This is a genomic window from Bacillus sp. 2CMS4F (assembly GCF_023161785.1).
In the GTDB taxonomy this organism is placed as follows: Bacteria; Bacillota; Bacilli; order Bacillales; family Bacillaceae; genus Bacillus; species Bacillus halotolerans.
Genome location: NZ_JALNTO010000020.1, coordinates 49247 through 60105, shown reverse-complemented (window position 1 = coordinate 60105; position 10859 = coordinate 49247). Strand labels below are relative to the sequence as shown.

Sequence of the window (10859 nt, the reverse complement as noted above, 5' to 3'; positions counted from 1 at the left end):
TATTAGGCACGCCGCCAGCGTTCGTCCTGAGCCAGGATCAAACTCTCCGATAAAGTAGTTTGACTGACTACGCACATCGCTGTGCGATTTATATTAAAACTTGAATTAACAGGTACGTTTTGTCTTGTTTAGTTTTCAAAGATCATTTATGCCGCTTAACGAAGCAGCTTTATTACTATAACATTCAGCTTCTTTTAAGTCAACACCTTTTTTAAAAGGGTTAATGAAGCTTTTTGTCAGCTGTTCATCAGCGACGAATAATAATATAACACGGATATTATCAAATGGTCAATAACTAATTTAATCTGTTTTAAAGAGACTTTTATCAGTTATATTCGTTTGGCCAGGCACATAAGATGTAACACAAGAATGATGGACAAGATAAGGAGGCATCATCAGTGAATCACTTCTATGTGTGGCACATAAAACGCGTTAAACAATTTATCATTATACTTATCGCCGCATTTGCTGCAGCCAGCTTTTTTTATATCCAAAGAGCTGTCCCGCTCCCTGTATTTTCGACTGATAGCGGACCGAAAGCCATTTATAAAGGAGAAACAGATTCAAAAGACATTGCTCTTACCTTTGATATCAGCTGGGGCGATGAGAAAGCCGAGCCTATTCTTAATACCCTGAAAACCAACGGCATCAAAAACGCGACGTTTTTTCTTTCCGCTTCTTGGGCCGAGCGCCACCCGGACACGGTGGCTCGCATTGTAAAGGACGGCCATCAAATAGGAAGTATGGGTTATGCTTATAAAAACTATGCCAATCTAGAGGATAGTGAAATAAAAAAGGACATTAACCGTGCGCGCACCGCCTTTGAAAAATTAGGAATCAAAGACATACGGCTCCTAAGGCCTCCTACCGGTCAGTTCAATAAAAATGTCCTATCAATCGCAAAGCAGTATAACTATACAGTCGTTCACTATAGTGTGAACTCCCATGACTGGACGAATCCAGGCGTTGAAAAAATCGTCGATAATGTAAACCGTCAAGTTTCAGGAGGAGACATTATTCTTTTACACGCCTCAGACTCAGCTAAACAAACAGAAGAGGCCCTGCCTGAGATTATCCATCATATGAGAGAAAAAGGTTTAAAAAATGTCAACGTGGGAGATCTCATTGCAAACACAGATGCTAAATCAGCCGAAGTAAAATAAATTATTTCGCTGCAAACTTCGGCAGCATCAGCAATTGAAAAGCATTACACGCCATTAACGGAAAGAGCATTAAGTAAAGCCAGTCCTCATCATTTACTCTGAGCGCAGGAAACCATTCCAATGCAGTGATCACAACCATTAAAAATAAAGATGACACAAACGTTTTCTTTGAGGACTGCTTTTGTTTTATATACGCGGTAAGCAAACCGAAGATCAATAAAAATAACGGCAGCCAAGCATAGCCAGCCATTGACTCTCCTCTATCTCCGAAAAATAAAAACCGCACGTACATTAAATCAAAAGCGACAAACAGGATGAAAAACAGCTGCAGTAAATTCCATAAAGATGAAGATCTTAATATTTCGAGTGCAAACCGGTGAACTGTTAAAAACACGAAAAAGCCCATTTGACTGATGACACTGAAAATCATGCCAACACCGATAAACCAAAATAAAACAGAGAAAATCTGGCCCGCTTCAAAATTCAGAAACAGCTCCTTATATCCCCCCCATTTTAAAGCAAAACCCACAACACTTGTGACAACGGCTCCGACAGCTAAAATAGAAAAGAAAAAACGAACTAAGCCACGGCTTTTCATTTCTTTATTCAACCCCTCAAAAATCGCAGATCGCGATATTTTGTTATGTATAATTCCAACCGGATGAATCATATTAAAAGTAAGATAAGTATGTGAAAGGAGCTTAAGCATGTCAAAAGCCAAAACGCTATTGATGGGCTGTTTTTTGATATTATCTGTAACAGCTTGCGCTCCAAAAGACCAAGCAGCGGATATGGATTATGATCAGACCAAAAAAATGGTTGTTGATATATTAAAAACAGATGATGGAAAGAAAGCAATTAAGGAATTATTAAACGATGATGCGATGAATGAAGCACTGGTGATTGATCAGGATGCCATCAAAGGAACAATAGAAAAAACACTCACCTCTAAAAAAGGTGCGGATTTTTGGAAAAACATCTTTGAAGACACTGAATTTGCGGAAAGCTTTGCTAAAACCCTTCAAACAGAGCATGAAAAAGTAATTAAAAAGCTGATGAAGGATCCGGATTACCAGAAAATGCTGATGAGTGTTATGCAGGATCCGGGAATGAATAAAAAATACAGCGAACTGGCAAAAAGCCAAGAATTCCGCAGTTATTTAGAACAAGTAATTACCGAAACACTTTCTAGTCCGCTTTACAAAAAACAGTTCGAAGATGAACTGAAAAAAGCAGCAGCAGAAACCGCTAAAGAAGGTGAGTAAAGGGAAGCCGGGATCAAAAAATCCCGGTTCGCCTTTTTATATTTGCACTTCCATTTTTTCAACGACTTTTTTTGCAATGTCATGATATATTTCACCGATTGGATGGCTTTCGTCATAAACAGACGGAGCAAATTGATCTTTATCCCAATCAGGCTGTTTCAACGGTATTCTGCCGAGCAAAGGCACTTTTAGCTCCTCAGCAAGTTTATCTCCGCCGCCTTTGCCAAAGACATATTCTCTTTCCCCGGTCTTTGCACTTTCATAATAAGCCATGTTCTCTATGACGCCAACGACCTCATGATCTGTTTTAATAGCCATAGACCCCGCTCTGGCCGCAACAAAGGCTGCAGTCGGGTGCGGCGTTGATACGATAATTTCTTTACTGCTCGGAAGCATCGTATGTACATCAAGCGCGACGTCCCCTGTTCCTGGCGGAAGATCGAGAACGATATAGTCTACTTCTCCCCATTCTACTTCGTGGAAAAAGTTGTTGAGCATCTTGCCCAGCATTGGCCCTCTCCAGACGACAGGAGCATTTTCTTCAACGAAGAAGCCCATCGACATGACCTTTACACCGAAGCGTTCAACAGGAAGCAGTTTGTCTCCTTCAATTGTTGGACGCACTGTAATGCCCATCATATCCGGCACACTAAAGCCGTAGATATCCGCGTCAATTAAACCGACCTTTTTCCCAAGCCGAGCCAGAGAAATAGCAAGGTTCACTGACACAGTTGATTTGCCTACTCCGCCTTTTCCGCTCGCTACAGCAAGGAAAACCGGCGGGTTATCCATATTTAACAATGTTTTGTTCTCTGTTGACGGCGCCCGAAATTTCGCAACTGTTTCTTCAGGCAGCTCTTCAAATCGAAGGCCTACCGTCTCAGCGCCTGCCCCTTTTAAGACATTTACGATTTCTTGCTGAACCTGCATTTGTTCTGCTGTTCCGGTTTTTGCAAGAGCCACTTTTACACTGACATGCCGTTTTTCAGGCTTTATTTTTACTTCCTTAACGGCATCCAATTCTCCCAGAGGTCTTTGAAGAAAAGGTTCGCGCATTTCACCGACTAGTTTTCTTACTTCATCTTCTCTTATCATCGAACCTCACCCTTTTGTGTATTCGTTTACAAACATTATTATATCATACATAAACAGCGGGTGTCTTTTGCTTAGAACCATGAGAAAACCCTCCTTTACTCCGGAGGGTCGCCTTTTTCTGTAAAGTATCTCAATATTCCTTTATATATGGAAGATGCCACTTTGTCCTGATATTTCGGTTTCCCCAGCATCTTTGCTTCTCTAGGATTGGATAGAAAACCGACTTCCACAAGCGCACCTGGTTTTGTGACGTTTTGCATTAAGTAAATACCATGAATTCGCTTTGCTTTTCGGGTTGTATTCTCCAGGTTTGTTCTCAACTCATCCTGAATGTATTTTGCAATTTTCTCGTTTTCCTCGTATTTTCCGTAATAAAAGCTTTGGGCTCCGCTCCATTTTTGTGACGGGATCGCATTAAGATGAATGCTAAGGTAGAGCTCAGCCTCTGAATTGTTAATTAAGTTCACTCGCTGTCTTAAGTCTTCCGCTTTTCGTTTACTATAGCCTCTTGTCCCTTCAGGAGCTAGATCGGTGTCACTTTCTCTAGTCATAATCACCAGTGCCCCTTGTTCCTGAAGATAATCCCTGACTCTGAAAGCCACTTCCAGGGTTATATCCTTCTCTAATAGCTTGCCGCCCACTGCCCCTCCATCCGGCCCGCCATGACCTGGATCAAGATAAATAATTTTCCCGCTCAAAGGCAGACTCCACGGATTCCAAGAATCGTTATTGCTGAATTGATACTTGAATAGAAACAGTAATACGATGAAGCCTAGCATAAAACTGAGCCATTTAAGCTTTTTCCTCATCCCTTCCCCTCCCGCTTGTCCGTTATTACATAAGTATGGGACAGGGTCGGGAAATATGATTAACGCATGCGAAGCTTACATTGTTTTTCTCTTTGGACAAACCCTTCTGTCCACCAGTCTTTGATGAATTTTCGCGCAGCTTCATAAACTGTGTTTTTATCAAACGTTGCGTATTGCTCATGTGTCCAATGATAAAGGTATTCAAAAAACTCCATACGAAGCTCTTCTTCTTCCCTTGCAGAGCGGGCACTAACACTTTGCATAGATTCTCCATAATATCCGAAAACCCCAAAACGCCCGCCTAACAAATAGGCTTCTATCGCAAAATCAATACAGCCTTCAGTAATAACGTCCCTTTCATCCTGCAAAAATGGGAATAATGGAGTAAGACAGGCCTTTACAGACTGAATGATTTGTCTAAGTGAGAGTTCTTTGAGCAAGTTTTTTTCTAATTCAAAATCCTTTTGGCGTTTCACATCCATAAAAGACAGTACCTCTGCCATACAAATTCACTCTCCTTTTACCGGTTATTTTGAGGTTTGGGAGGTGAAACCATGCCCGAATTCGGTTGGAAATTCGCCCAAATGAAGGTGTCGATAACTTGAACATATGAAAAAGAGTGTAAAAAAAGCAGCTTTCTGCGAGGTGGGAACTTATGTTCGTTCATGAGAGCAGAGGCAGCACAATAATAAAAGGCAGCTCCCTCTAATAGGTCGCTGCCTTCATACTTTAATGCTTCTTGTTGCAGAATATGTATTAATGTATTGATCCAATACAAAACCGCCTTTATCTTCATAAAAACCAGTGACAATAAAACCGGCGTCGAGCTGTCCCTTAATTTGATCTTCTAAGGAATGCCCGAATTCCAGAGCTTCATTATTTTCAATCAGCTTTTTTACCTTATGTTTTGGAAGATCTTCTGAGTCGGCGTATGGAATAGAGTGCTTTACTTTTAAAACGCCCTGCTCTTCTAATTCAATGTCAAACAGAAAAACAACTGGATTAACAAATCCTGAAATTAAAACGCCATTTCTTTTCAGCACGCGGTTCGCTTCTTTCCAAACCGGCAGGATATCTTCAACAAAAACATTGGCAACTGGATGTACGATGAAATCAAATGATTCATCTTCAAATTGACTGAGATCATCCATACTTCCTTTAACGGTGCGTATGGTCAAGCCGTCGCGATCAGCAACCATTCTGTCCTGCCCCAGCTGCTGTTCTGAGTTATCTAAGACGGTGACATCCGCTCCGGCTGCTGCTAAAACCGGGGCCTGCTGTCCGCCTCCTGAAGCCAAACAAAGCACCTTCAAGCCTTTTACAGGAGGAAACCAATCCTTTGGCACATTTTTCATAGGGGTTAACCTTATATCCCAATTCCCTTTTTTCGCTTGTTCAATGACATGCCGCTCTACAGCAACAGTCCATTCATTGCCTGTCTCTACTTTTTGATCCCAGGCTTTGCTATTATGATCTACTAACGCATTCATGAATCGTTCTCCTTACTTTAGTGTTTAGAGTATAACAAATATTTCTAGATTGATACCGCTTTCCCTTTGCATATTCAGAAAAAAATTCATAAAACCGCAATAAATTGACAAAGGAGCTATGTGATTTTATTGCTAGTGATTATAATATCATTTTTTCAAATCAAATTAATGGAACAGCACTTGATGCCGGTATTACGTTTTTCATTGCCCTATGGCATTTGAACACTTATGTAAGACTCACTTCAGCACTAGACGTTTCTTTCTGCGATGCGAATTTGAACGGTTCCGTGTTTCCTAAAACGAGTTGAAAATCATTCAATTTGTGATAACAAACCCTTTTAGCGATAAATGCGTATGCCATTTGCAAAGGACGTTTGAATGCGCACGCAGAGGCGCACTATTTATCAAGATGCTGATACACCAACCATAGCGTTTGAATTCATCGGTCGTTTACAAAGGCTCAAGATAGATCATTGACGCACTGAATTGAAAGGTGACACATTTTGGACTGGTAGCTGTGAAAAGCTTTAGCTATTCGGAAGCTTGTGAGAAAGACCAGCTTTTAAAGACGGTCGTTTTATAAAACAAAAAACGGATGCCTGTTTAATCGCTTCTGCTTTAGTTCTTAAAAGAAAATAAAAAAAGCCCCCAACCCATGGTTGAGAGCTTTGAAACGTAAAATTAACGTTTTGAGAACTGAGGTGCACGACGAGCGCCTTTAAGACCGTATTTTTTACGTTCTTTCATACGAGCGTCACGAGTCAGAAGACCTGCACGTTTAAGTGTTGCACGGTATTCTGGATCTGCTTCAAGCAAAGCACGAGCGATACCATGACGGATTGCTCCAGCTTGACCAGATAAGCCGCCTCCATGTACGTTTACTAAAACATCATAAGTGCCAGCTGTTTCAGTCAAAGTTAATGGTTGTTTGATATCTTCGATTAGAGCTGGAGATGGGATGTGCTCGCTGATTTCACGATTATTAACGACGATACGACCTTCTCCTGGAACTAAGCGCACACGCGCTACAGAACTTTTACGACGGCCAGTACCGTAATATTGAACCTGTGCCAAATTGGTAACCTCCTTTTTAATTAACCGCGAAGTTCGTAAACTTCAGGTTTTTGTGCTTCATGTGGATGCTCAGAACCACGGTATACGTTCAATTTTTTGAACATTTGACGACCTAGAGAACCTTTTGGAAGCATGCCTTTGATAGCAAGCTCAAGCATTTTCTCAGGGTAGTTTGTACGCATTTCAAGAGCAGTTCTTGATTTTAATCCGCCTGGATGTTGAGTGTGACGGTAGTAGATTTTGTCAGTTAACTTTTTACCAGTTAACTCGATTTTTTCAGCGTTGATGATGATCACATGATCTCCAGTATCAACGTGTGGTGTGTAAGTTGGTTTGTGTTTTCCGCGAAGGATAGCTGCAACTTCTGAAGAAAGACGACCTAAAGTCTTGCCAGCAGCATCAACAACTAACCACTTGCGTTCAATAGTACTTGCGTTAGCCATAGGTGTTGTACGCATTGAATTTCCCTCCTAAATGATCTGTCATTTTCAATAAACTTCGATTACGTTCTATTTCACAACACAATAAGTTCCGGGGCTTATCGTGGGGTTGAAATACATACCATATGATATCTTATAACTTTATGCAGACTCTGTCAAGAAAATATTATACACCTGGTTTAGTTGTCATAGTAAACGTTCCATAAGTACAGTCCGTGTCCCGGTGCTGTGCGCCCTGCTGCTTCGCGGTCCTTCGCTTCCAGCATGGATTTCACATCATCAGGAGAAATTTTTCCAATACCTGCATCCAGCAAAGTACCTGCAATAATTCTGACCATATTATATAGGAAGCCGCTGCCTGTGATCCGCATTTGCAGGCCGTCATTAGTCTCAGTCCAATCGAGTTCGTAAATCGTTCTCACTTTGTCCTTCACTTCCGTTTTAGCCGCACAAAAGCTTGTAAAATCATGTGTTCCTAAAAGATGCTTTGCCGCTTCTCTCATGTTCTGCACATTGAGGCGATATGAAAAATGGTAAGCGTAATGCCGTTTAAATACGTCCGGGTGTTTCTCCGTGTATACAAAGTAGCGATATTCCTTTTTAACTGCGCTAAATCGTGCATGGAACCCATCATCCGCAATTTCTGCCGTTTTGACTGCAATATCGTCCGGAAGCAGTGCATTTAAAGCATATGGCCATCTCTCAGCCGGAATAGAGAGCGGTGTATCAAAATGAATCACCTGTCCGGCTGCATGAACCCCGCTGTCCGTCCTTCCAGAGGAAACGACCGGGATTCTGTCTTGTGACTTATGCAGGACAGCCAGCGCCTTCTCCAGCTCATCCTGAACCGTTCTTTTACCCGGCTGTACTTGATATCCTTTAAACAAATGTCCGTCATAAGAAATCGTGCATTTCAGTCTCATAAAGCACCTCTAAGCCCTTAAGAAAAATAAGAGAGCAGCCAATATGAACAAGCTGACGATGACAGAAGTATCCTTTGCTGTCCATACAAGCTTTCTGTATTTAGTGCGTCCCTCTCCGCCTTGATAGCCTCTTGCTTCCATTGCAACCGCAAGCTCTTCAGCACGCTTAAACGCACTGACAAAGAGTGGGACTAGCAGCGGTACAATTGCCTTCACTCTGTCTTTAAGCGGTCCGCTTGTAAAATCAACGCCTCTCGCCATCTGAGCCTTCATAATCTTATCTGTCTCCTCCATCAAGGTTGGGATAAACCGTAAAGAGATCGACATCATAAGAGCCAGCTCATGAACAGGAAGCTTCAATTTTTTAAATGGGTTGAGCAGCTGTTCCATCCCATCGGTAATTTCAATAGGTGTTGTTGTCAGCGTTAATAGAGTTGTCATTAAAATCAGATAGACGAACCTAAGGGAAATGAAGATCCCTTGTACTAAACCACCCTCATAGATCTTGAAAAAGCCAAGTTCAAAAATGACCGGTCCTTCATGTGTCATGATAATATGAAGCAGGAACGTAAAAAGAACAATCCAGATGATCGGCTTTAGACCTTTCATCAAAAAGGAAAAAGGAACTCTTGTTAAGGAAACAACGCCTGCTGTAAATAAACCAAGCACCGCATATGTCTGCACATTATTGGCCAGGAAAACGATACAGACAAACAAAAAGATCGTAACCAATTTTGTTCTTGGGTCAAGCCGGTGCACAAGTGAAGAACCCGGCACATACTTGCCGATAATCATGCTGTCCATCATAAGGTTTTTCCCCCCTGAAAAAGAGCACGGATTTCAGCAGCGGCATCTTCTATTGTGAGCAGAGGTTCTTTAAATTTGACACCAAGTGCGGCTTCCAGCTGTCTTTGGAATTTAATCGTTTCCGGAAGATCCAGCCCCCAGCCGGCCATTTCTTCCCCTTTAGAGAACAAGTCTCTCGGACTGCCTGATGCCTGGATAGTTCCTTTATGCATCACGATCATTTCATCAGCATAGGCAGCCGCATCTTCCATGCTGTGGGTAACAAGAATTGTCGTCAGGTTTCCCCGTTGGTGGAGCTCATAAAACATGTCCATGATCTCTTTTCGCCCTCTTGGATCCAGCCCTGCTGTCGGCTCATCGAGAACAAGCACTTCAGGATCCATCGCAAGCACCCCGGCAATTGCAACCCTGCGCATTTGTCCTCCGCTTAATTCAAAAGGTGATCTGTCCAGAAGCTCTTCAGATAAACCTACAAGCTTCAGCATCTCTCTCGCTTTTTGTTCAGCGTCTTCCTTTTTCACACCAAAGTTCATCGGTCCAAATGAAATATCTTTGAGAACTGTTTCTTCGAATAATTGATGTTCGGGGAATTGGAAAACGATTCCGACTTTTTTTCGGAGGGATTTAAGCTCTTTATTCTTTTTTCCTGCCTGTATAACGGTACTGCCTAATGAAATATGCCCCTTTGTAGGCTTCAGGAGACCATTCAGGTGCTGAAGAAGAGTGGATTTACCGGAGCCTGTATGCCCTATTACGGCCACATAGCTGCCTTCCTTAATCGATGCATTGATATCATACAGGGCAAGGCGCTCAAACGGCGTCTTTATCTGATAGCGATGCTCTACATCTTTGATTGTAATGTCCATAGCTCGTTCACCAGCCCTTCCTGAGTCAAATGATTTTCTTCCAAAGCCAGTCCATTTTCTCTTAAGAGCTGGCTGAGCTGGAATGAGAAGGGTAAATCAAGCCCGATTCGAACAAGTTCCTTATTCAATTTAAAAATTTCTTCAGGCGTACCCTCGGCATATTTCTTACCGCCATTCATGACAATGATTCTGTCAGCTTTTGCTGCCTCATTCAGATCATGTGTAATCGAGATGACAGTTGCCATGCCTTGCTCTTTTAAATGTCTTACCGTTTCAAGCACTTCTTCTCGCCCGATCGGGTCAAGCATGGATGTTGCTTCATCTAAGATAATAATATCAGGACGTGCGGCAATAATCCCTGCTATCGCAACTCTCTGCTTTTGGCCTCCGGAGAGATGGTGCGGCTCTTGATCAAGAAAATCCTGCATGTTGACCTGTTTGACAGCCCAATCTACTCTCTCAATCATTTCTTCCCGCGGTACACCATTGTTTTCTAAACCAAAAGCCACATCATCGCGAACTGTTGTTCCGACAAATTGGTTATCCGGATTTTGAAAGACCATTCCAATCTTCTTACGCACTTCCCACACTGACTCCTCTGTCAGTTGAATTCCAGCAACCTTTATGTCGCCTGATTCAGGAAGGATTAAACCATTCAATGCCCGGGCCAGTGTTGATTTCCCTGAACCGTTATGACCTACAATTGCAAGCCATTCACCCTCATACACCTGCAGGGAGACGCCATCTAGTGCTCGTCTTTCTGCGTCTTTCCGATATCGAAAAACGATATCCTCTACCGATATCAACTGATTTTGATTCACGGACAACCGGCCTCCTCTCAGCTCATACTCTGCTTGTCTCTCTATTGAAAAAGTTGCAGTATCTAAAAAAAGGGCATAGATCCAGTTAGAAACTGTCCCGCCCTTC

Annotated in this window: 13 protein-coding genes; 2 read left to right on the top strand and 11 right to left on the bottom strand. The window is 42.2% G+C overall.

Annotation, left to right across the window (positions count from 1 at the left end):
• The first annotated feature begins 398 nt into the window (after positions 1-398).
• Complete coding sequence (gene pdaB / locus MTN95_RS20230; RefSeq protein ID WP_101861377.1) at positions 399-1163, top strand: polysaccharide deacetylase family sporulation protein PdaB; 765 nt, start codon at positions 399-401, stop codon at positions 1161-1163.
• Position 1164: 1 nt separating this feature from the next.
• On the opposite strand, the gene kbaA is transcribed toward pdaB, so the two are convergent.
• Positions 1165-1761: a KinB-signaling pathway activation protein gene (gene kbaA, locus MTN95_RS20225; protein ID WP_044153392.1), complete on the bottom strand. Its 597-nt coding sequence runs from the start codon at positions 1759-1761 to the stop codon at positions 1165-1167.
• Positions 1762-1870: 109 nt separating this feature from the next.
• Between kbaA and gerD the strand changes: the two genes are divergently transcribed.
• A complete protein-coding gene (gerD, locus tag MTN95_RS20220) occupies positions 1871-2428 on the top strand; it encodes a spore germination lipoprotein GerD (RefSeq protein ID WP_010332792.1) in 558 nt (185 codons plus the stop codon).
• Positions 2429-2464: 36 nt separating this feature from the next.
• Here the strand turns inward: gerD and salA are convergent, their stop codons facing one another.
• The 10 genes from salA to MTN95_RS20170 form a co-directional block, all read right to left on the bottom strand.
• Entirely contained in the window at positions 2465-3523 is a 1059-nt protein-coding gene (gene salA / locus MTN95_RS20215) for an iron-sulfur carrier protein/transcriptional regulator SalA (protein WP_059291705.1), read from the bottom strand.
• Positions 3524-3618: 95 nt separating this feature from the next.
• Positions 3619-4332 (bottom strand): N-acetylmuramoyl-L-alanine amidase CwlD, encoded by a 714-nt coding sequence (gene cwlD, locus MTN95_RS20210; RefSeq protein ID WP_105955675.1) that lies wholly within the window; start codon positions 4330-4332, stop codon positions 3619-3621.
• Positions 4333-4391: 59 nt separating this feature from the next.
• Positions 4392-4835 (bottom strand): YbaK family protein, encoded by a 444-nt coding sequence (locus tag MTN95_RS20205; protein WP_105955676.1) that lies wholly within the window; start codon positions 4833-4835, stop codon positions 4392-4394.
• Positions 4836-5054: 219 nt separating this feature from the next.
• A complete protein-coding gene (locus tag MTN95_RS20200; RefSeq protein WP_105955677.1) occupies positions 5055-5822 on the bottom strand; it encodes a class I SAM-dependent methyltransferase in 768 nt (255 codons plus the stop codon).
• A gap of 681 nt (positions 5823-6503) precedes the next feature.
• Complete coding sequence (gene rpsI / locus MTN95_RS20195; RefSeq protein ID WP_003225846.1) at positions 6504-6896, bottom strand: 30S ribosomal protein S9; 393 nt, start codon at positions 6894-6896, stop codon at positions 6504-6506.
• 20 nt (positions 6897-6916) lie between these two features.
• Positions 6917-7354, bottom strand: a complete 438-nt coding sequence (gene rplM / locus MTN95_RS20190) for a 50S ribosomal protein L13 (RefSeq protein ID WP_003241966.1) — start codon at positions 7352-7354, stop codon at positions 6917-6919.
• Positions 7355-7515: 161 nt separating this feature from the next.
• Entirely contained in the window at positions 7516-8259 is a 744-nt protein-coding gene (gene truA, locus MTN95_RS20185) for a tRNA pseudouridine(38-40) synthase TruA (protein WP_105992082.1), read from the bottom strand.
• Between the two features lie 9 nt (positions 8260-8268).
• On the bottom strand, positions 8269-9066 hold the full coding sequence (locus tag MTN95_RS20180) for an energy-coupling factor transporter transmembrane component T family protein (RefSeq protein ID WP_105955679.1): 798 nt from the start codon (positions 9064-9066) through the stop codon (positions 8269-8271).
• Positions 9063-9932 (bottom strand): energy-coupling factor ABC transporter ATP-binding protein, encoded by an 870-nt coding sequence (locus tag MTN95_RS20175; RefSeq protein ID WP_101864929.1) that lies wholly within the window; start codon positions 9930-9932, stop codon positions 9063-9065. Before MTN95_RS20175 ends, MTN95_RS20180 begins: the two co-directional genes overlap by 4 nt.
• A complete protein-coding gene (locus tag MTN95_RS20170) occupies positions 9908-10753 on the bottom strand; it encodes an energy-coupling factor ABC transporter ATP-binding protein (RefSeq protein WP_095714783.1) in 846 nt (281 codons plus the stop codon). Before MTN95_RS20170 ends, MTN95_RS20175 begins: the two co-directional genes overlap by 25 nt.
• Positions 10754-10859 lie beyond the last annotated feature (106 nt).